28 protein-coding genes are annotated in these 18692 nt (G+C 44.1%); 21 read left to right on the top strand and 7 right to left on the bottom strand.

What is annotated here, in order from left to right:
* The first annotated feature begins 54 nt into the window (after nt 1–54).
* Nucleotides 55–759: a DUF554 domain-containing protein gene (locus MKY84_RS01915; protein ID WP_342527402.1), complete on the top strand. Its 705-nt coding sequence runs from the start codon at nt 55–57 to the stop codon at nt 757–759.
* Here MKY84_RS01915 and yyaC read toward each other — a convergent pair.
* Nucleotides 698–1297, bottom strand: coding sequence for a spore protease YyaC (gene yyaC, locus MKY84_RS01910; protein ID WP_342527401.1), 600 nt, complete (start codon nt 1295–1297; stop codon nt 698–700). The two genes, MKY84_RS01915 and yyaC, sit on opposite strands and share 62 nt — an antisense overlap.
* Before the next feature lie 79 nt (nt 1298–1376).
* On the opposite strand from yyaC, the gene MKY84_RS01905 reads away from it, so the two are divergent.
* The 3 genes from MKY84_RS01905 to ychF are packed head-to-tail and all read left to right on the top strand — an operon-like array spanning nt 1377 to nt 3608.
* Nucleotides 1377–2258: a mechanosensitive ion channel family protein gene (locus tag MKY84_RS01905; protein WP_342527399.1), complete on the top strand. Its 882-nt coding sequence runs from the start codon at nt 1377–1379 to the stop codon at nt 2256–2258.
* On the top strand, nt 2245–2448 hold the full coding sequence (locus tag MKY84_RS01900; protein WP_342527397.1) for a DUF951 domain-containing protein: 204 nt from the start codon (nt 2245–2247) through the stop codon (nt 2446–2448). Before MKY84_RS01905 ends, MKY84_RS01900 begins: the two co-directional genes overlap by 14 nt.
* 59 nt (nt 2449–2507) lie before the next feature.
* Nucleotides 2508–3608, top strand: a complete 1101-nt coding sequence (gene ychF, locus MKY84_RS01895) for a redox-regulated ATPase YchF (RefSeq protein WP_342527395.1) — start codon at nt 2508–2510, stop codon at nt 3606–3608.
* 44 nt (nt 3609–3652) lie between these two features.
* Here ychF and MKY84_RS01890 read toward each other — a convergent pair whose 3' ends face one another.
* Nucleotides 3653–3868 (bottom strand): hypothetical protein, encoded by a 216-nt coding sequence (locus tag MKY84_RS01890; protein WP_342527393.1) that lies wholly within the window; start codon nt 3866–3868, stop codon nt 3653–3655.
* A gap of 196 nt (nt 3869–4064) precedes the next feature.
* On the opposite strand from MKY84_RS01890, the gene rpsF reads away from it, so the two are divergent.
* From rpsF to MKY84_RS01870, 4 genes are all read left to right on the top strand, one after another.
* Nucleotides 4065–4355 carry a 30S ribosomal protein S6 gene (rpsF, locus tag MKY84_RS01885; protein ID WP_342527391.1) on the top strand — a complete coding sequence of 97 codons (291 nt, stop codon included), beginning with the start codon at nt 4065–4067 and terminating at the stop codon, nt 4353–4355.
* A gap of 35 nt (nt 4356–4390) precedes the next feature.
* On the top strand, nt 4391–4924 hold the full coding sequence (gene ssb, locus MKY84_RS01880; protein WP_342527390.1) for a single-stranded DNA-binding protein: 534 nt from the start codon (nt 4391–4393) through the stop codon (nt 4922–4924).
* A 51-nt stretch (nt 4925–4975) separates the two neighbouring features.
* The gene (gene rpsR, locus MKY84_RS01875) at nt 4976–5212 is read left to right on the top strand and encodes a 30S ribosomal protein S18 (protein ID WP_342527346.1); all 237 of its coding nucleotides are present in this window, start codon (nt 4976–4978) and stop codon (nt 5210–5212) included.
* Nucleotides 5213–5387: 175 nt separating this feature from the next.
* Nucleotides 5388–5804 (top strand): phage integrase N-terminal SAM-like domain-containing protein, encoded by a 417-nt coding sequence (locus MKY84_RS01870; RefSeq protein WP_342527388.1) that lies wholly within the window; start codon nt 5388–5390, stop codon nt 5802–5804.
* Here the strand turns inward: MKY84_RS01870 and MKY84_RS01865 are convergent.
* The 5 genes from MKY84_RS01865 to MKY84_RS01845 form a co-directional block, all read right to left on the bottom strand.
* Nucleotides 5796–6878, bottom strand: a complete 1083-nt coding sequence (locus tag MKY84_RS01865) for an ISL3 family transposase (protein WP_342528837.1) — start codon at nt 6876–6878, stop codon at nt 5796–5798. The genes MKY84_RS01870 and MKY84_RS01865 overlap by 9 nt on opposite strands.
* Nucleotides 6879–7023: 145 nt before the next feature.
* Nucleotides 7024–7281, bottom strand: coding sequence for a hypothetical protein (locus tag MKY84_RS01860; RefSeq protein ID WP_342527387.1), 258 nt, complete (start codon nt 7279–7281; stop codon nt 7024–7026).
* Nucleotides 7282–7519: 238 nt separating this feature from the next.
* Nucleotides 7520–7882: an STAS domain-containing protein gene (locus MKY84_RS01855; protein WP_342527385.1), complete on the bottom strand. Its 363-nt coding sequence runs from the start codon at nt 7880–7882 to the stop codon at nt 7520–7522.
* Between the two features lie 18 nt (nt 7883–7900).
* Nucleotides 7901–8386: a hypothetical protein gene (locus MKY84_RS01850; protein WP_342527383.1), complete on the bottom strand. Its 486-nt coding sequence runs from the start codon at nt 8384–8386 to the stop codon at nt 7901–7903.
* Nucleotides 8387–8685: 299 nt separating this feature from the next.
* Entirely contained in the window at nt 8686–10113 is a 1428-nt protein-coding gene (locus tag MKY84_RS01845) for a 5'-nucleotidase C-terminal domain-containing protein (RefSeq protein WP_210016799.1), read from the bottom strand.
* A gap of 170 nt (nt 10114–10283) precedes the next feature.
* Between MKY84_RS01845 and MKY84_RS01840 the strand changes: the two genes are divergently transcribed.
* The 13 genes from MKY84_RS01840 to MKY84_RS01780 all read left to right on the top strand — a co-directional run bounded on the left by MKY84_RS01840 (nt 10284) and on the right by MKY84_RS01780 (nt 18660).
* Nucleotides 10284–10940 (top strand): hypothetical protein, encoded by a 657-nt coding sequence (locus MKY84_RS01840; protein WP_342527382.1) that lies wholly within the window; start codon nt 10284–10286, stop codon nt 10938–10940.
* On the top strand, nt 10927–11685 hold the full coding sequence (locus tag MKY84_RS01835) for a cytochrome c biogenesis protein CcdA (RefSeq protein WP_210016801.1): 759 nt from the start codon (nt 10927–10929) through the stop codon (nt 11683–11685). Before MKY84_RS01840 ends, MKY84_RS01835 begins: the two co-directional genes overlap by 14 nt.
* An 18-nt stretch (nt 11686–11703) precedes the next feature.
* Nucleotides 11704–12249 (top strand): redoxin domain-containing protein, encoded by a 546-nt coding sequence (locus MKY84_RS01830; RefSeq protein WP_342527381.1) that lies wholly within the window; start codon nt 11704–11706, stop codon nt 12247–12249.
* 31 nt (nt 12250–12280) lie between these two features.
* Nucleotides 12281–12964 carry a response regulator transcription factor gene (locus MKY84_RS01825; RefSeq protein ID WP_210016803.1) on the top strand — a complete coding sequence of 228 codons (684 nt, stop codon included), beginning with the start codon at nt 12281–12283 and terminating at the stop codon, nt 12962–12964.
* Nucleotides 12957–14042, top strand: coding sequence for a HAMP domain-containing sensor histidine kinase (locus MKY84_RS01820; protein ID WP_210016804.1), 1086 nt, complete (start codon nt 12957–12959; stop codon nt 14040–14042). The genes MKY84_RS01825 and MKY84_RS01820 overlap by 8 nt, the downstream gene beginning before the upstream one ends.
* A 218-nt stretch (nt 14043–14260) precedes the next feature.
* Nucleotides 14261–14644, top strand: coding sequence for a DUF302 domain-containing protein (locus tag MKY84_RS01815; RefSeq protein WP_112221521.1), 384 nt, complete (start codon nt 14261–14263; stop codon nt 14642–14644).
* Between the two features lie 70 nt (nt 14645–14714).
* Nucleotides 14715–15833, top strand: a complete 1119-nt coding sequence (locus MKY84_RS01810; RefSeq protein WP_342527378.1) for an MBL fold metallo-hydrolase — start codon at nt 14715–14717, stop codon at nt 15831–15833.
* A gap of 169 nt (nt 15834–16002) precedes the next feature.
* Nucleotides 16003–16263, top strand: coding sequence for a metal-sensitive transcriptional regulator (locus tag MKY84_RS01805; protein WP_342527377.1), 261 nt, complete (start codon nt 16003–16005; stop codon nt 16261–16263).
* A gap of 154 nt (nt 16264–16417) precedes the next feature.
* Nucleotides 16418–16897: a DsrE/DsrF/DrsH-like family protein gene (locus tag MKY84_RS01800; protein WP_342527376.1), complete on the top strand. Its 480-nt coding sequence runs from the start codon at nt 16418–16420 to the stop codon at nt 16895–16897.
* A gap of 21 nt (nt 16898–16918) precedes the next feature.
* Complete coding sequence (locus MKY84_RS01795) at nt 16919–17284, top strand: rhodanese-like domain-containing protein (RefSeq protein WP_342527375.1); 366 nt, start codon at nt 16919–16921, stop codon at nt 17282–17284.
* 18 nt (nt 17285–17302) lie between these two features.
* Nucleotides 17303–17599, top strand: coding sequence for a rhodanese-like domain-containing protein (locus tag MKY84_RS01790; protein ID WP_342527374.1), 297 nt, complete (start codon nt 17303–17305; stop codon nt 17597–17599).
* A 58-nt stretch (nt 17600–17657) separates the two neighbouring features.
* Complete coding sequence (locus MKY84_RS01785; protein ID WP_342527373.1) at nt 17658–18227, top strand: sulfurtransferase TusA family protein; 570 nt, start codon at nt 17658–17660, stop codon at nt 18225–18227.
* A 37-nt stretch (nt 18228–18264) separates the two neighbouring features.
* Nucleotides 18265–18660 carry a DsrE/DsrF/DrsH-like family protein gene (locus MKY84_RS01780; protein ID WP_204591670.1) on the top strand — a complete coding sequence of 132 codons (396 nt, stop codon included), beginning with the start codon at nt 18265–18267 and terminating at the stop codon, nt 18658–18660.
* Nucleotides 18661–18692: the final 32 nt, after the last annotated feature.

The following is an 18692-nucleotide window of genomic DNA, read 5'->3' as shown; positions in this document are numbered from 1 at the left end:
TGGGAATAGGTTCGTTTTTTATTCTATTTAGAAGAAGTAAGGTGGGGATGAAAAATGGTGTTGTGGGGAACGCTGATTAATGCCTTGTTAATTGTCGTAGGGGCTATTGCTGGACGACTCCTTAAAGGCATTCCTGAGCGCATGAAAGAAACAATTATGTATGCCATTGGATTGGCAGTAGCTGTAATGGGCATTCAGATGTCTTTTGAAAGTACTAATTTTATTATTGTTATTATTAGTTTAGTGGTTGGAGCAGTACTTGGTGAGTGGTGGGACCTAGACAGGCAATTAAATCGACTGGGACAATGGCTAGAAAAGAAAATGAGCAAAGGTGGCCAAGAGGGAACCATTGCTCAAGGTTTTGTAACAGCGACGTTAATTTTTGTGATTGGTGCTATGGGTGTATTAGGTGCGCTCAACAGTGGTCTTCGCAATGACCATGAATTATTGATCAGTAAAGGAATCATAGATGGTTTTACATCCATTTTGCTTTCTGCCACACTGGGCATAGGCGTTATTCTCTCAGCCATTCCGGTCGCACTTTACCAAGGAAGCATTGCGTTGTTTGCCACTCAAATTACACGCTTAGTACCTGATGAAGCATTAACGCTATTCTTGAGTGAGATGACTGCTACTGGAGGTATCATGATTCTTGCAATCGGGTTAAATCTAATTGGGATCACCAAAGTACGTGTGGCTAATTTGCTGCCAAGTCTATTGGTAGTGGCATTGTATGTGACATGGACATTTGCTTTTTAGCTAAATGACGATGCCAAGCAAGGAATAGTGCATTGGCCACTACACGAGCCATATCATGAGTGATGTGCAGGCGGGTAGTTTGTAGAGTCTCAATTCCTTCATCGTGAAGATGATTAACAATTCCTTTAATAGAATAGCTCCCAACAGGCGGAAGTGCTTTTTGAACGGCTTTACCTGGCCAAAGGGGGCCGAGTTCAAGTAGAATATCACCGATGGCACGTCGATTGCCAAGACACGCATCAATAGCCACAGTGGGTGCATCTGCATCGTAGTGATACAAATCATCCAGTGTTTGGGTCAAGTTGAGTGCATGAACCGGTTGGTCGAGGCAGCCCACAACACGAAATGGAAAGCTCTTATAGAGAGCTAGGAACGAGCCTGTCAGGGGGCCAAGCGCATCACCAGTCGATCGATCGGTTCCTATACAGATGAAGGTAAGTTTAGGATCTTCAAAAGGAAGCGTGTTTAAAAACGCAGTGCTGAGCTGCCAAATAGCACCTGGTTGTTCAAAGTGGATGGAATACGTAGTAGGGATCATTCAATGTCCGCCTTTCAGCTGTAGTTCTATCAGTTTATGTAGAACTCACTATTTTATTCATGAAAAAAGGAGGTTCTCTATGAATGTCGAAAGAATATGGGAACGAACAGTAGAATTTATTGTGAATGAAGCCTTATGGATTAGCATCGGAACGGCTTTGTTGAAAATGATATTAATATTAGTACTGATGGCTGTTGTTGTAAAAGTAGGAAAGTCCGCTATCGAACGTGTGATGATATTGCGTTCCAAAACACCACTTGGCTATACAGAGCGTAGACAGACGACGTTAATCAAACTATTACAAAACGGATTGACCTACATAGTCTATTTTGCAGGTGTACTGGCCCTGTTATCGACTATCAATATTAATGTTGCTGGACTATTAGCAGGGGCGGGGATTGCCGGCTTAGCAATTGGTTTTGGAGCACAGAGTTTAGTAAAAGATATCATCACAGGTTTCTTTATTATCTTTGAGGATCAGTTTGCTGTAGGAGATACAGTGATGATCAATCAATCAAACGGAACCGTACAAGAGATTGGCCTGCGTACGACTAAAATCAAAACGTATACAGGCGAACTTCATATCATTCCAAACGGAAACATTTCTGAGGTAATCAATTACTCTGTCTTTAACTCTTTAATTATGGTAGATGTGTCTGTTGCTTATGAGACAAATGTCGATGAAGTAGAACGTCTGATTAATGAGTTCTTAGACGGGGCTGAAGAAAAGTATCCTGAGCTTGTGAAGCGCCCTGACTTACTTGGTGTGAATGCACTGGGACCTTCTGATGTCGTGATGCGAATTGCTGCGGAGACGTTGCCGATGAATCATTTCAAAGTCGGTCGATTGCTACGCCGTGATATTAAAACATTCCTAGATGAGCATGACATTGAGATCCCATATCAGAAAATGGTCGTGTTTGAACATAAAGGAGGGGGCCAAGCGAATGCAGCCAAATAAAGAGTTTCACCTCAACGACGTGGTGGAAATGAAGAAGCAACACCCTTGCGGTACAAATGCTTGGAAAGTGATTCGCCTTGGCGCAGACATTCGTATCAAGTGTGAAGGATGTGGCCATAGCGTCATGATTCCACGTCGAGAGTTTGCAAAGAAGATGAAGAAGGTCCTAGTCCATCACGAGGAACAATAGACAGCGAGCACGAAGCCCTTTATAATTAATAAGTTGATACAAGGAAGGTAGGAGAACCCATGGCTTTAACAGCTGGTATTGTTGGTTTACCGAACGTAGGGAAATCGACGTTATTTAATGCAATTACAAAAGCAGGGGCACTGGCAGCAAACTATCCGTTCGCGACGATTGATCCGAACGTAGGAATTGTTGAAGTACCTGATGCACGTTTAGATAAATTGACTGAAATGGTTGAACCAAAGAAAACTGTTCCAACCGCATTTGAATTTACTGACATCGCTGGAATCGTAGAAGGCGCTTCAAAAGGAGAAGGTCTTGGGAATAAATTCCTTTCTCATATTCGTGAAGTAGATGCGATCTGTCAGGTTGTTCGTTGTTTCGTAGATGAGAATGTTACGCACGTTTCTGGTAAAGTGGATCCGATTTCAGACATCGAAGTCATTAACTTGGAATTGATTTTAGCGGATCTTGAAAGTGTCGACAAACGTCTTTCACGCGTTGGCAAAATGGCTAAGCAAAAAGACAAAGAGGCACTTGCAGAACAACCAGTCCTTGAAAAACTAAAAGAAGCATTTGAAGCAGGTCACTCAGCGCGTTCTGTTGAGCTTACAGATGATGAGCTGAAGATTGTTAAAGGTCTTCACTTATTGACTATTAAGCCTATGCTGTATGTAGCCAATGTATCGGAAGACGACATCATGGATGGCGGCTCAAATGAATACGTTGAAAAAGTACGTGAGTTTGCTACAGCAGAAGGTGCAGAAGTTATTGTGATTTGTGCAAAGATTGAAGAAGAGATGGCAGCTTTAGAAGATGACGAGAAAGAGATGTTCTTAGAAGAGTTAGGCATCCAAGAGTCAGGTCTTGATCAAATGATCAAAGCTTCTTACAACTTACTTGGTCTTGCTACTTACTTCACTGCTGGAGTGCAAGAAGTACGTGCTTGGACATTCCGCAAAGGCATGAAAGCGCCGCAATGTGCAGGCGTCATCCACTCAGACTTTGAGCGCGGCTTTATCCGTGCCGAGACAGTGGCTTATGACGATTTAGTTGATGCGGGTTCTATGCCAGCAGCGAAAGAAGCGGGCAAGGTTCGTTCTGAAGGAAAAGAGTATATCGTGCAAGACGGCGACGTTATGTTGTTCCGTTTTAACGTGTAAATTAAAAAGAGGGATTCAGCTTAGTGCTGAGTCCCTCTTTTTGATTAAACAGTTCCTTGACGTTTCGGAAGCGGTCGTTCGAGCGCCCAATCCGTGACGATTTTACTCACCACTAGAATCACGACTAACAACAATAAGGATATAAGTAAGTTTACACCGTTAGACGAAATGGCAATCGGCAGATACTCTAGAATTGTTGAAAGAACCCAGTAGATCAATACGAATGATGCAACATACACAAAGAAATAACGTAATTTCAAAAAAACACTCCTTTTTTAGAAAAATCTGTTAACTCAAGTATACGAAAAATGCCAGCAAAGTAAAGATTCTGTAGCAAAGAATATACATTGCATTCTACTTCCCAACATGATACAATTCATTGATGTGAGTAATACAAGTTACTTGCTCCTTGCCGGTGTCACAATCGGCCAAAGACCATAGGGAGGTGCAGAATAGATGAGACAATACGAATTAATGTATATTATCCAGCCAGCAATCGAAGATGAGGCGAAGAAAGCTCTAGTTGAGCGTTTCAACGACATCCTTACTTCAAACGGCGCTGAGATCATCGAATCAAAAGAGTGGGGCAAACGCCGCTTAGCTTATGAAATCAACGACTTGCGTGAAGGTTTCTACCAAATCGTTAAAGTAAATGCAGATTCTAAAGCAATCGATGAGTACACGCGTTTAGCGAACATCAACGAAGACATTATCCGTCACATTGCAGTTCGTATCGACGACAAATAAGATTCACCGATCGCTGACGAGGGAGGTTTGTAAACATGATTAACCGAGTTGTATTAGTAGGCAGATTGACGAAAGATCCGGAGCTGCGTTACACACCGAATGGCGTGGCAGTGGCACGTTTTACACTAGCTGTAAACCGTACATTCTCAAGCCAATCAGGAGAACGTGAAGCAGATTTCATTAACTGTGTTGTTTGGCGTAAGCAAGCTGAAAACACGGCAAACTTCCTCAAAAAAGGAAGTCTTGCTGGAGTAGAAGGCCGCATTCAAACAGGAAGCTATGAAGGACAAGACGGCAAGCGCGTCTATACAACAGAGGTTGTTGCAGATAGCGTGCAGTTCCTAGAACCACGTAACGCCTCAGGCAATGCTTCAGGCGGCGACCGCGGGCAACAAGCTGCTCCTTCTTCTTACGGAAACGCACCGCAGTCGAACAATAACTACAACAATAACACTAATCAGTATGGTTCAAACCAACCATCGAATCAGCAAAATTATACCCGTATGGACGATGACCCATTTGCTAGCAGCGGGCCGATTGAAGTTTCTGACGACGATCTACCGTTCTAAAAGTGCGCATCTAATGCGGTTTACTTGATAACGAAAAAGGAGGCAACCAATATGGCACCACGTCGCGGAGGCAAACGACGCCGTAAAGTTTGTTACTTCACTAGCAACAACATCACTCACATCGATTACAAAGATGTAGATTTGTTGAAAAAATTCGTGTCTGAACGTGGAAAAATTCTTCCACGTCGTGTGACAGGAACTAGCGCGAAGTACCAACGTAAACTTACACGTGCGATCAAAGTATCACGTATCATGGCTTTATTACCATTCACTACAGAAGAGAGATAGTCTCAAACTTCTTAAATAAAACACAGCAGAGGATTCGTCCTTTGCTGTGCTTTTTTTATTTTAACTTGTTAAATAGAATACTTATAAAAAATTAGAATAGACTGTGAATTTAAGGTATATTTTAAATATGAGGAATATACGTTCTTGCTTAGTTCGTTTCAAAGGGGGTTAATGTATGAAAGTGGAAAAGACTATATCATCATATGTACTTGTAGATTCTAATATGAGAATTTTTCCAGAAGTATTAGATTTTACTGCTGCTATGGAAATAAAAGGTTTTTCACCAAATACAATCAAAAGTTATCTTGAGGATTTAAGAGTTTTTTATATTTGGCTTGAGAGAGAGAACTTAAAATTTTATGAGGTTAGGCCAGCATTTCTAACCAACTTTGTTGAATTTATTGATGGTAGACATAATTCAGGAAGAGTATCTCCTGCGACACTCAATCGCTACTTGGCTACATTAAGTTCGTTTTATAGACACTATGAAGCTATTGGTGGATTTGTAGGAGAATCTCCTATGGTAAAGGTAAAGAAAGGGATTTCTTCAAAAAATAAGGTTCATCACCATAACTCGTGGTTGCTATTTTGAGCTTCCTAGTTCAAGTTTTAACCTTGTGAAGAAGTTATTCAGATTACGATACCCGAAAGCTCTTCGTTTGATCAGTTTGATCTTATTGTTTGTACCTTCTATTTTCCCGTTAGAGAGAGGCGAGAGTATTGTGTTTTCCATCTCACGTTGACGCACTATCACAGCTTTTGCAATCTTGGCCAGCGGCCCACATGGATGAAACATGAAACGGTCGATCCACTCTTTTAGACGACGAGAAGCTTGTCCAGATGTAGTCGACTTCAATACAAATCGCATATGTTGTAATCCGTAATAGATGTCCTTGATGAACTCGTCTTCGCGAAGGCATGCCCGTGCGACCTCTAAGTCTGCATCGTCTAATTGTTCTGGACGACATGCTAGGGAACGATCTATTGTACGTACGTGATAGTGACGTTTAGTTTCATCCAGAAAACGCCGACGGCGTCGCAGCGCATCCGTAAAAAACTGGATCAGGTGGAAACGATCGAGCACATGGGTCGCATCTGGTATCACAGAATTTGTGGCCTTCGACATGGCTGGCGCAAAGTCACTGACTACTGTTTGAATAGAGCTCTTCACTTGAGAGAGAGCCAAAGAGATTGCAGCTTCATCTCTACCTTCAACTATCGAAAGGACGCACCCGGATTTCGCATCAAGGACCACTGTCGCGTAATGATGACCTTTGCGCGTAGCGAACTCATCGACCAAGACATGCCTTGCGGTTTTAGTCTCCAACTGGCGCGAAGCGTATTGATAGAACCACCTTTCAACGGTCGTGTACGGAACACCATACTCACGCGAGACATCAGAGATTGTCCTACCATGACAACGTTTTGCAATCTCCACTCTATAATGTCTGGTGGAAGAACGAACTAGGCCTAAGCCAAAGTCATGAACAAACGTGATACCACATTCTTTACAGACCTGGCGTGGGACATCTATCTCGATCCAGATCGTCCCTACGCCCCAGGCGTAGGAATGTCTAAAACGGCGACGTTCCTTTGAGTGGCGGACTGTCTGACTTGAACAGACAAGACATGAGACTGGACGGTTCAGCGTAGAAATTCGAAACACGTTTGGTTCGTTGTCGGATGACGGATGAATTGTAAAAAATGATGGAAGTGGAAGGACTAATTTGATAAACTGTTGGGACAAGGCGAAAACTCCTATCGTGGTTTGTCTAGACAACAATTACGATACAGGTGTTTTCGCTTTTTTTCTATTTATTTACATAATTAAGCTGTTCAAGTGTCAACCACGACTTATGGTGATGAACCATGATTTCTACAGCTTGCTGTATCGATTTATAGCATTCGACACTTTCCGTCTGCAGATAAGTTAATTCGAGTGTCTCTGTGTGCGGAACGCATTTGACCAGAATCCAGTCAATGTCGTCTTTGGCAAAAGTTTGGGTAATCCGGACATTGTTGTATTGACAGATGGTTTCCAGTAGCGCTTGTATATGTTCTTTATTCATTTGGCATTCTCTTTTCGCTTTGGAAAGTGACTAAGAAAAGCCTAGAGAATCTAAGGCTAGCCATTTAATTCCGGTATATCATGCCCTTTTCCTTTACCAATCAAAAGAGGAAAATGACTCAAGAATGAAATAAGCCCAGCAAACGGTCGATTGTTCCTCAAGCGCGTTTTACGAGATAATTAGGCTGAAAATCGACTTGATTCGACAACTGTTTTTTCAATCACTTGCTCGTGTCACTTCATCTTCCCTGAATCTCCAGGTTTTTCAGCTTCATGGCCTGTGCCAATGTGTTATAGACCTCAATCTCCCTAAAGTTGATGCCTAGCTGGATAGCGGTCTGTGCAATGTCCGGACTGATGCCCGCAAGTGCTGTTTTGACCCCGATGATTCGTAATCCATCGATGAGTTGGAAAATCTGATGAGCCACCATCGTGTCGATGATGGGAACTCCCGATAAATCAATGAATAACCGTTCGAGGTGATATTCGGCACTTTGCTGCAACGCTTTTTCAAACATGATCTGCGCCCGGTATGTACTGATTTCGCCGACCAATGGCAGCAACCCGGTGTCTTTGGTCAGCAGGATAACCGGCGCACTCATTTCAACGATTAATTCTTGCTAGGCGTTCAGTTTCTTTTCAGCCGCGATGGCCGTCTGGGTTGTGAATTCCAGCAGAAGGTCGTTGATGGTCGCCGTAATTCCTTGATTCCAGGCAATCAGCTGTTCCTTTGAGACGCGATCTCCTTGAATGGAAGCAAATTCTTCAACCAACTGAAGGTATTGTTTCTGGGTCTGGAAAAAGTCTTGCAGCACGGCTGTCGTGGGTGTCGATAAGCGATCTTCATCTCTTGCGGTGCGGACAATCCAGTCCAGGAAATCTTCCAGGAACTCTTTGTATTCCTTGATGAACATCGAACAAAACCGGTTATGAAATTCAATGTTTTGCTGCTTCAGCTTTTCAATGATGTTTGGGTTTATGGAGCCATAGATGCCCCCTTGGTTTTTATCCAGTGATTCATACCATTGCTCGGTCAGCCCTGCGTTTCGCTCGCATAAAAAATCATGCAGCTCTTTATTGCGTAACATTGCATTCTTTCCCTTCATGTTAAGTATCTTCTGTTTGACAGTTGATTCGCATGCCATACAGAAACCAATGACAAATTCCTTATGAAATGACTTAGTTCTATACTATCTTATTGATTACGTGCATGTACGCTTCCACATTTATAGAAAAAAGTAGAGCTTTATTTATGTGCTGCAAGGAAAGTGGGTAAAGAAACCTTCTCCCTTTTAAATGTCTTCTATTATGAATTGCCACCGTTGTTATTCCCACCGCTATTGCTGTTTTCTCCGCCTTTTGAACCGATTTCTTCGTAGAATTCCTTTTCGTGTTCGAAAAAACTTTATACCGTAACGACATCCGCGCCTTTTTTCATTTCGTAAGGGCCTTTTTCCTGAAGGAATGACCCGATGACATCAATCGCGTGGATGTTGCGGTACTGTTTCCTGTCTTCGTGCTTTTTGAACGTCTGGCTTCCGCCGCCGACAACCCGGTACCGTTTAGCAGGCTGCCAGTCTTCACCCACGATTGTCAGGCTTTGAATGCGGTGTCCTTTTGGATTATAAGGTTTATATGTCATTTTCAAGCCGCTCGATCGGAGGACATAGCCGCCTTTTTGTTCAAAGGGATCAGCGGAATGGACTGTTTCCAGGTTATTTTCCAGCGCATCCCACAACTCTTCCCCGGTAAGCTCCAGAGTGAACAGTTCGGGATTTGTTGGAATGATGGTATGCAAATCATAAAGGGTAAGCGGACCCGCATCCATGGGAGGGCCGTACCGCCAGCCGTGGGAAAAAGCAAGGTCGCTTTCGAAAGCGGCCAGGTACGCATCCGTTATCAGTTTGTCCATGGGCGCTTCTTCCAAAGTCATGCGGTGAAGGACCGTTTTCGTCCCCCCGGCCACCGTCTCTCTTTCTGTTGTATAAGCGGAGAGAATTTCTTCGACAAGCTCTTTAACTTCTTCATCTTCCCCGAACTGTTCATCGATGTCGACGAGCCTGTATTGAATGTCTGTTATTTTGCCGTTCTGGACTTCGACATCCAGATGCCCGATAAAAGAGGAGCTGGAACCGGCCTGCACGATACAAGTGCCATTCCGGACGATTGGTTTTGTCACCCGGTCATGGCTGTGTCCGGAAAGGACAATGTCTATGCCGCTCACCAGCGACACCAGTTTGGCATCCAGTGGAAGGCCCATATGGCTCAGCAGGACAATGACATCAGCCTTTTCCTTCAGTTCCGCGACGCATTGCCGCATTTCTTCAACCCCGGTTGAAAAACTTAATCCTTTTGAAAAATCAGGAGGCATGGTGATATCGACATACGGATAAGTCAAGCCAACCACGCCGACTTTTACTCCGTTCAACTCTTTGATGACATAAGGGCTGAAAAAATTTGCCTTTGTATCCTCATCTTTCACATTGCAGGAAAGAGCAGGGAAAGGGAGTCTGTCTGTCAAATTCCGAAGCTGTTTTTTGCCGTACGCGTAATCCCAGTTTCCCGGTACGAAGCCGTCGATGTCCATCTTCTCCAGGAGCGGCAAAATCGCTTCCCCTTTACTGGCCACAAGGGGCAATGTCCCGTGGAACAGGTCTCCGCCATCAAAGAACAGGACATTTTCCTGTTCTTTTTTCAGGGTTTTGACGTACCGGCTGATTCTTGCCAATCCTCCCGCTTTTTTTAGCACCGGCCCTTCGGTGCTCCAATAGAGTTCATTGTGCAATTCCAGGCACCCATGTGTATCGTTTTGCTGGATCAGAGTGAATTTCATGCTTTTCCACCACTTTCTAAATAGTTTGAAACTATAATCACTTTAAATGAAAATGAATCGACCGGCTAATCTTTGAACTTACGATCGAAATTATCTGGATTTTCATCAAATCTTCATATTCGACATGTAGAGTAGGACAGGAACGCAATACAGCAGAAGTGAGGGGAACCATGCAAACAACCGCCGTAATTTCTATTTCCATAAAGATAATCAGTGTGGTGTCAGGAATCGTTATTTTCTATCTCATAAGCGGCTTTGAAAAAGAGCGCAGGAAAAAACTGGCGGAAGAGGCCGTTTCCCAGATCATCAATTTTGTCCTGTTCATCTGGCTAGCGAAAGTTTTATTGGACTTGCCTTTGTTTTTAAGCGAACCGCTCGCGGCGCTTGCCTATCCAAGCGGGTCAAATGCTTTTTACCTGGCCATCCTCTTCAGTGCGGGCCTTATCGGTTACGGCATGAAAAAGGAGCGGATTGAGGGGTGGGCGTTTATCCAAACCTTATTGTACATACTGTTGCCGGCGTCATTCTTTTACGAGTTTGCCGGCTGGACCTGGAACAATGAGTCATCGGCATTTGGGAGCATTGTTCTGTATGCTGTTCTTTTGATGCTGTTCCTTGTTTTGAATGACAGGGTATCCCCTGTTGTCACCGGGAATGCCATCCTGTCGGGCTGGACAGGAGGAATTCTCCTTCTCCTGATGATTCAGCCGCATGTCTCCATGTTCGGCTATCTGTTGGAACCGTGGTTTATCGTCATTCTTTTTACAGCCGGGCAGTTTTTGATGTTTTTACATTGCAGAAGGAGTGTTATTGATGAGCATAATTGAACCGGATACGCTATTACTGGTGGGAATGTTCCTGGCTCTCGGAGCAGGGGCGATATCCTTTTTGTCACCTTGCGTCCTGCCATTATTTCCGGCATACCTGTCCTATATTACCGGCATCAGTGTGAAAGAACTGCAGGGGGATCGGGACAAGAAAATACAGGGCAGGCTGTTTAGCCATTCGCTGGTATTTCTGGCAGGCGTGTCTCTTGTGTTTATCAGCCTGGGAGCCGGAGCATCCTTTTTCGGTCAATGGGTGCAGAATTTGCTGATGGGAGATTCCGGTCTTTTCATCCAGCGCATTGCCGGGATATTTATCGTGGTCATGGGACTGTTCATCGGCGGCTGGCTCAATCTCACCGGATTGATGAAAGAACAGCGTTTTCAATTCAGCAGGCGGCCAAGCGGTTATATTGGAACATTCATCATCGGTCTGGGGTTCGCGGCTGGATGGACGCCCTGCATCGGACCTGTATTCGGTTCCATTCTGATACTGGCCGTCAGCAATCCGGGACAGGGGATTTTTTATACAGTGATGTACGTCATCGGTTTTGCTTTGCCGTTCATTATTTTGACGTTCTTCATCGGTTCGACAAAATGGATTGTCCGCAAAAGCCAAATCATTATGAAAGCTGGCGGTATCGTCATGGTCGCCATGGGCCTTGTCCTGTTCTTCGGGCAGATGCCGGCCATAACCGGAGCCCTGCTGGATCTGATTCAGGATACGTGGTTTGCGAACTTAGGATAAAACAGGAGGTTGAAAACCATGAAAAAAATAGTATTGGGTGTTATCATAGCTGCAATGGTGGGCTGGGCTTTTTATGATATGGCCTTTTCGGGCAAAGAGTCAGCTGAAGTGCAGGATTCTGAAGAGTCAGCAGAAACAGGGTTGATGATCGGGGATCTTGCACCGGATTTCGAGTTGGTGACAATGGACGGGGAGACGGTGCGCTTATCCGATTACCGCGGCGAACGCGTCTTCGTGAATTTCTGGGCTACCTGGTGTCCGCCTTGCAGAGCGGAAATGCCGGATATGCAGAAGCTGTACGCAGAACAGGAAGTGCCGGTGGAAATATTGGCTGTCAATCTGACGGAAACTGAAGGCAACGAAGAAAATGTAGTGGATTTCATAGCGGATTACGGCCTGACTTTCCCGATTTTAATGGACAGGGATTCGGAAGTCTCTGATAAATATAAAGTGCAGGCCTATCCGACTTCTTACATGATCGATTCGAAAGGGCGCATCTCATTTGTCGCACCGGGTGCCATGAACCATGACATCATGATCCGGGAAGTGAAGAACATGGAATGAGTTTTTATTAATTTATCAAGAGGTGAAGTTGTTGAAACCTACTGTATTAGTCGTCGAAGATGATCCGATGATCCGTGAGCTTGTTTCCATCTATATGAGGAAAGAAGGTTATGAAGTAAAAGCCGCGGCAGATGGCGAAGAGGCAAAAGAAGCTTTTCATGCGTTTCAGCCCTGCTTAGTCATTTTGGATCTCATGTTGCCGAAAATAAGCGGCGAGGAATTATGCGGGTGGTTCAGGAGCCAGAAACGCAACGAAGTCTCCATTATTATGCTTTCGGCAAAAGCGAAGATCAGCGAACGGATCGATGGATTAAAAATGGGGGCAGATGATTACCTGATCAAGCCCTTTGATCCCGATGAACTGGTTGCCCATGTTGAAGCAGTGCTGCGTCGCTCCGGGCAATTCTGCCAAAAAATCACCTGTGCCGGTCTTTCCATCATGCCGAGAAAAGGGGAAGTGGAGTTATACGGCAAAACACTGCCATTGACAAAGCATGAATTCAATCTTCTTTTTCACTTTATGGACAATCCGAATATGGTGCTCAGCAGGGAAGATCTGATCCATCAATTGTATCCATATAACGATAAGATGGTGCTGGACCGGACCATTGATGCCCATATCAAAAATCTGCGGGAAAAAATCGAAGATGAGCCTTCTTCCCCGAAACGCATCCTGACAGTCAGAGGAATGGGGTATAAATTCATCCATGTTTGATTCCATCAAGTCATTTTGGCCGAAACAGATTCTTTGGCGGCTGACCTTTTTGAATATCCTCACCTTGACGGTCCTTGTCATCCTGAGCAGTTTCACCATTTACCATGCAGCCTGTGGGTTGGTTGGCGGGATGGGAACAGATGAGTACAGGCAGGAGCAGTTCAGTGCAACCCTGTGGCAATATCTCTGGATTTTCAGTGTCTCGACCATCGTGCTGGGAAGCCTGATCCACTTTTATCTGACAAAAAAATTGATGCGTCCTTTAAAAACTTTAATCGAATCAACGAAAGTCATGAAAGAAGGGCATTATCCGGAAACCATCCAGAGCCAGTCCAGAGGCGAAGTGGCAGAATTGATTGTCCATTTCAACGAACTGGTGCAGCAGCTGAAAACCAATGAAGAATCAAGGCGGAAAATCGTGTCAGATCTGTCCCATGAATTCAGAACGCCGTTATCAAATTTAAACGGTTATATGAATGCTTTAAGTAAGGGTGTCATTGCTGGCGATGTTGAACTGTTCAAATCGCTTCATGGTGAAGCGAAGCGGCTGACGGTGATGGTCGAGCAACTGGAAAAGTTGAAAGAATGGGATTTTGACGCTGTGCAGACATATGTCGAAACAAAGCTGGAAGAAATGAGCCGGCTGATCCGGCAAACGGCTGATATGTTTCACTGGCAGCTGCAGGAACAGCGGATTCCTGTCCGGATCGACGCCGAGCCTGGAAACGTGCAGGTTTATAACGGCGGCATCCAGCAGGTGCTCAGCAATATCATCGAGAACGCCATTCTTTATTATGAAGGTGACAAGCCGATTCAAATAATCGGGAGGGTTGAAGGGGCGCATTATCGGATGTCCATTATCAGTGAAGGACAGGAAATTCCGGAAACGGACAGTGAAAAAGTATTTGAACGGTTCTACCGGACGGATCCTTCCCGAAATAGGGAGACCGGAGGAAGCGGCCTTGGACTGGCGATTTCAAAAGAAATCATTGAACGCCATAAAGGCGAAATAGGATTTGATTCATCGAATAATTGTTACACATTCTGGTTTACGGTGCCTCTTGATCAAGGGGCTTAGCACTGCTGCGTCTGTGTAGAGAAAGGAGCGGCCATGAAGAACTCTTGGAATTCATTGTGACCATCTCAAAAATTTGCGTTCCTGACAGGAATAGCTTTTCTGTTTTTTCCTTATTTTCACTCAGTACTAACGGCTTAATTCGATAAAAAATGTTTTACACGGCTTAATGAGGGAAATTTATCAAAAGAATAAGTATTTAAAAGAAAGGAGCCATACAAATGTTTGATTACACAGTTGAAACAAGCAAAAGCAAGGACGAAGCAGTCCGGGATTTGGAAGCGAACTTGAAGGATGAGAAATTCGGGGTGCTTTGGAATTTCGATTTGACGGCAAAGCTTCAGGAAAAAGGAACGGATTTCAATACGCCGTATACCATACTTGAAGTTTGCAACCCGCAGGAAGCAAACCGCGTCCTGTCGGAAGATTTAATGGTCGGCTATTTCCTTCCATGTAAAATTGTTGTTTACGAAGAGGAAGGCATTACAAAAATCGGCATGCCGAAACCAAGTGCGCTAATTCAGATGGTCAATAATGAATCGATCAAAGAAATCGCAGTGGATATTGAAGAAAGATTGATCGGCTGTATCGACAAGACAGTCTAAGCCAAATTTTTTTAGCACTCAATATACCCCGTGCGGTAATTAAGGGTTTATTGGCAAGGAGGAATTCTATATGACAGTGAAATCCGTATCACCAAAGAAAGTGGCTGATCAGGTTTTTAAGAATGAGCCGATTTATGTATTGGATGTCCGCAGCAAAGAGGAATCGGAAGACTGGAAAATTGAAGGCGATCATGTTCAATTAATCAATATACCGTTCAAAGAGTTGAGTAATTCCGACTCGTCCGACTTGAAAGAGCTGCCGGAAAACGAGACGCTGTATACGGTTTGCGGAAAAGGGAATACTTCACAAAAAGCTGCAGCCTTTTTGCAGGAAAATGGTTTTGATAACGTGATTTCGATTGAAGGCGGAATGGCTGCCTGGAGTGAACAGCTTGAAGCTGTCAAAATCGGCGAAGTGGCCGGAGGGGCGCTTTATCAGTTTGTGCGTCTGGGCAAAGGCTGCCTTTCTTATTTGATCGAATCCGACGGAGAGGCTGCAATCGTCGATGCCAGCAGAATGACAGAAAACTATGAAGAGTTTGCGCGTGAAAAAGGGTTGAAAATTAAGCATGTTATCGATACGCATTTGCATGCCGATCACATTTCGGGTGGTAAAAAACTGGCGGACTCGGCAGATGCCACTTATTATTTGCCGCCGGACGATGCGGAAGAAGTCGTATTTGCTTTTGAACCGGTTACCGACGGCATGAAACTGGAAGTCGGCAGTGCGGTAATCGAAGCGGTATACTCTCCGGGGCATACGATCGGCAGTACCACATTCGTTGTCGACAATAAATATCTGTTGACGGGGGACATTCTGTTCGTTGAATCGATCGGGCGCCCGGACCTTGCCGGCAAAGCGGGGGACTGGGCAGATGATCTGTACGAAACTCTCTACAGCCGCTATAAGAAATTAGCGGACAATCTTCTCGTGCTTCCGGCCCATTACGCGGACGTCAGTGAACTGAATGAAGACGGCAGTGTTTCTGGAAAACTGTCTGACCTTTATCAGAACAATGAAGGCCTGCAGATTAATGATGAAGAAAAGTTCATCAAACGGGTGACAGAAGGCTTGAAAGATCAGCCGAATGCCTATGAAGAAATACGCCAGACGAACATGGGCAAAATCCATCCGCCACTTGAAGAAGAGAAAGAAATGGAAACCGGCCCGAATAACTGCGCAGTATAATAGAAGAAATGGATAATCCTTGACCGCGAAAATGTTTAGTTCTAAACTGAGCAAAGGTCAGCGGATTATCCGTTTTTAATACTCAGTTCAATCACTTGAAATTATACCCTAAGGGGTATATAGTAGGGTTATAGTATTAATAAAGAAATCAACAAGGAGGCAAGCAAAGATGGAATACGATAAACAAGTCCAGAATCGCTTAAAGCGAATTGAAGGCCAGTTGAAAGGTGTAATTCGCATGGTCGAAGAAAACGATGACTGCCGCGATGTGGTAACTCAATTGTCTGCTGTCAGAAGTGCGGTTGACCGCGCAATCGGCGTAATTGTCAGCGAAAACCTGGAGCAATGTGTGCGCGACAGCGTCAGCAAAGGTGAAAGCACGGATCAGCTTGTAAAAGATGCAGTCAGTCTTCTTGTAAAAAGCCGCTAAGAAAGTTCGTCAAACTTTCGGGTTGACGAACTTTCATTTGGATGTTATTATACCCCTATAGGTATTTAATTTCTTTGTTGCTGGAGCCGGTGCATTTTTTATTTTTGACTTTTAAATACCCTGCGGGGTATATTATCGAGGGGGAAACAAGCAATTGGAACAGAAAAAATCCACTAACATCATATTATTCAGCGGAGATTACGATAAGGCAATGGCTGCTTATATTATTGCGAACGGAGCAGCGGCTTATGATCACGAAGTGACGATCTTCCACACATTCTGGGGATTGAATGCATTACGGAAAGACAATCCGCCGGCAGTGAAAAAAACACGTCTGGAAAAAATGTTTGCCAAAATGATGCCGCGCGGTGCGGACAAACTTGGCTTATCCAATATGCACATGGGTGGTATGGGCCCGAAAATGATCAAGCAGGTTATCCAAAAACACAATGCAATGACGATGCCGCAATTGATTGAAATGGCAGAGGAACAGGAAATCAATCTTGTTGCTTGTACGATGACAATGGATCTTCTTGGATTGAAGCAGGAAGAATTGCTTGATGGCATTACGTATGCAGGTGTAGCCGCTTATTTGGCAGATGCTGAAGACGGCAATGTAAACTTGTTCATCTAATAGAAGGAAAAGAGGGAAAACATGGATACTTGGTTAATCGTTTTAATCGGAGCTGTAATCGTATTTATCGGTTACCGCGCCATGTCACCGGCAAAAGGTGCAAAATCCATTTCCACTGACGAGCTGAAATCTCAATTGAAGAAAAAAGATAAACAATTCATCGATGTATGGACGCCTGGAGAGTTTAAGGCAAACCGCATCAAGGAATTCAAGAACATTCCATTGAATGAATTGCCAAGTCGAGTAAGTGAACTTGACAAAAATAAAGAAACGTATGTTATTTGCCAAAGCGGCATTCGAAGCAGCAAGGCAGCTTCAATCCTAAACAAAAATGGTTTTACTAATGTGATTAATGTAAGAGGCGGCATGGGAAGCTACCGCTCGTAAACTAAGGAGGAATAACAAATGAAAAGAATGACTGCACAAGAAGTACAAGAATATATAAAAAACAATAAAGATGTTTCAATCATTGATGTACGGGAAACAGAGGAAGTAAAGGCAGGGAAAATTCCTGGCGCTGTTAATATTCCTTTAGGCCTGATCGAGTTCCGTATGCATGACATCGACAAATCACAAGAACACATCATGGTATGCCGTTCAGGAAGCCGCAGCGGAATGGCGACGAACATTCTTGGAAACCATGGCTACAATGTAATCAATATGGATGGCGGTATGATGGACTGGGACGGACCGACTGAATAACAAAGCTATATTTTTTTAACAATAAATATACCCAGTGGGGTAATTAGGAGGAATTTGAATGATTCAAACAGATAAATTACTTGATGCAAAAGGGCTTGCATGCCCAATGCCGATCGTACGCACAAAGAAAGCAATGACGGAACTTGAGCCGGGCCAGGTTATTGAAGTACAGGCAACTGACAAAGGGTCTTTGGCTGATATTAAAGCCTGGGCGAAAAGCAGCGGCAACCAGTACCTTGGAACATTTGAAGAAGGCGATGTGCTGAAGCATTATTTGCGCAAAGCGGATCAGTCTGAAGAAAAAGAAGAAGTTCAATTTCCGCATACAGTGACAAACGCTGAACTGAAGGAAAAAATGAACCGTGACGATGTAACAGTACTTGATGTCCGTGAACCGGCGGAATATGCGTTTGGCCATATCGAAGGTGCAGTTTCCATTCCGCTTGGAGAGTTGGAAGAACGCACACAGGAATTAGATGCTGAAAAAGAAGTAATCGTCATTTGCCGTACAGGCAACCGCAGTGATTTCGCTGCAAAACAATTGGCAGACAAAGGCTTTGGCCGCGTGAAGAACGCAGTAGAAGGCATGAGCCAATGGGACGGCGAAACTAAGCAAAACAACGCGTAAGCAATTTTAAAATACAATTTAACTGGAGGAATTTTAAATGGCAGGAAAAACAGCAATCATCGCATCAAACGGAACATTATTCGATGCTTATAAAGTATATAATATCGCAACAGCAGCAGCGGCAAGTGATCACGAAGTGGCAATCTTCTTTACATTCGAAGGATTGAACTTGATCAATAAAGAAGCATATGGCCAATTGCCGCTTCCTGAAGGCAAGGAACAGATTGCTGAAGGATTCGCAAAAGGAAATGTACCGGCAATCCCGGAACTGGTTGAAATGGCGCAGGAACTTAACGTGAAATTCATCGGCTGCCAAATGACAATGGATTTATTCGGCCTTGAGAAAGAAGCTTTCGTCGATGGCATTGATGTTGGCGGAGCGGTCACATTCCTTGAATTCGCAAAAGACGCAGACGTTACATTAACATTTTAATCTCGTAAAAACTCAACGAGAATATACGGATG

This window comes from Chryseomicrobium sp. FSL W7-1435, from assembly GCF_038595005.1.
Taxonomy (GTDB): domain Bacteria; phylum Bacillota; class Bacilli; order Bacillales_A; family Planococcaceae; genus Chryseomicrobium.
Note: the sequence above shows the minus strand (reverse complement) of the source record. Positions and strands in the feature narration are given on the sequence as shown.

Bases quoted from the DNA above. Each gene is read 5' to 3' on its own strand.
- MKY84_RS01870 (WP_342527388.1), top strand. From the start codon at position 5,388: ATGAAAGTGGAAAAGACTATATCATCATATGTACTTGTAGATTCTAAT.
- MKY84_RS01790 (WP_342527374.1), top strand. From the start codon at position 17,303: ATGAAAAGAATGACTGCACAAGAAGTACAAGAATATATAAAAAACAAT.
- MKY84_RS01845 (WP_210016799.1), bottom strand. From the start codon at position 10,113: ATGAAATTCACTCTGATCCAGCAAAACGATACACATGGGTGCCTGGAA.
- rpsR (WP_342527346.1), top strand. From the start codon at position 4,976: ATGGCACCACGTCGCGGAGGCAAACGACGCCGTAAAGTTTGTTACTTC.
- MKY84_RS01820 (WP_210016804.1), top strand. From the start codon at position 12,957: ATGTTTGATTCCATCAAGTCATTTTGGCCGAAACAGATTCTTTGGCGG.
- MKY84_RS01835 (WP_210016801.1), top strand. From the start codon at position 10,927: ATGAGCATAATTGAACCGGATACGCTATTACTGGTGGGAATGTTCCTG.
- MKY84_RS01810 (WP_342527378.1), top strand. From the start codon at position 14,715: ATGACAGTGAAATCCGTATCACCAAAGAAAGTGGCTGATCAGGTTTTT.
- MKY84_RS01900 (WP_342527397.1), top strand. From the start codon at position 2,245: ATGCAGCCAAATAAAGAGTTTCACCTCAACGACGTGGTGGAAATGAAG.
- ychF (WP_342527395.1), top strand. From the start codon at position 2,508: ATGGCTTTAACAGCTGGTATTGTTGGTTTACCGAACGTAGGGAAATCG.
- rpsF (WP_342527391.1), top strand. From the start codon at position 4,065: ATGAGACAATACGAATTAATGTATATTATCCAGCCAGCAATCGAAGAT.
- MKY84_RS01850 (WP_342527383.1), bottom strand. From the start codon at position 8,386: ATGAAGGGAAAGAATGCAATGTTACGCAATAAAGAGCTGCATGATTTT.
- MKY84_RS01905 (WP_342527399.1), top strand. From the start codon at position 1,377: ATGAATGTCGAAAGAATATGGGAACGAACAGTAGAATTTATTGTGAAT.
- MKY84_RS01915 (WP_342527402.1), top strand. From the start codon at position 55: ATGGTGTTGTGGGGAACGCTGATTAATGCCTTGTTAATTGTCGTAGGG.
- MKY84_RS01805 (WP_342527377.1), top strand. From the start codon at position 16,003: ATGGAATACGATAAACAAGTCCAGAATCGCTTAAAGCGAATTGAAGGC.
- MKY84_RS01840 (WP_342527382.1), top strand. From the start codon at position 10,284: ATGCAAACAACCGCCGTAATTTCTATTTCCATAAAGATAATCAGTGTG.
- MKY84_RS01830 (WP_342527381.1), top strand. From the start codon at position 11,704: ATGAAAAAAATAGTATTGGGTGTTATCATAGCTGCAATGGTGGGCTGG.
- MKY84_RS01780 (WP_204591670.1), top strand. From the start codon at position 18,265: ATGGCAGGAAAAACAGCAATCATCGCATCAAACGGAACATTATTCGAT.
- ssb (WP_342527390.1), top strand. From the start codon at position 4,391: ATGATTAACCGAGTTGTATTAGTAGGCAGATTGACGAAAGATCCGGAG.
- MKY84_RS01795 (WP_342527375.1), top strand. From the start codon at position 16,919: ATGGATACTTGGTTAATCGTTTTAATCGGAGCTGTAATCGTATTTATC.
- yyaC (WP_342527401.1), bottom strand. From the start codon at position 1,297: ATGATCCCTACTACGTATTCCATCCACTTTGAACAACCAGGTGCTATT.
- MKY84_RS01860 (WP_342527387.1), bottom strand. From the start codon at position 7,281: ATGAATAAAGAACATATACAAGCGCTACTGGAAACCATCTGTCAATAC.
- MKY84_RS01785 (WP_342527373.1), top strand. From the start codon at position 17,658: ATGATTCAAACAGATAAATTACTTGATGCAAAAGGGCTTGCATGCCCA.
- MKY84_RS01815 (WP_112221521.1), top strand. From the start codon at position 14,261: ATGTTTGATTACACAGTTGAAACAAGCAAAAGCAAGGACGAAGCAGTC.
- MKY84_RS01855 (WP_342527385.1), bottom strand. From the start codon at position 7,882: ATGAGTGCGCCGGTTATCCTGCTGACCAAAGACACCGGGTTGCTGCCA.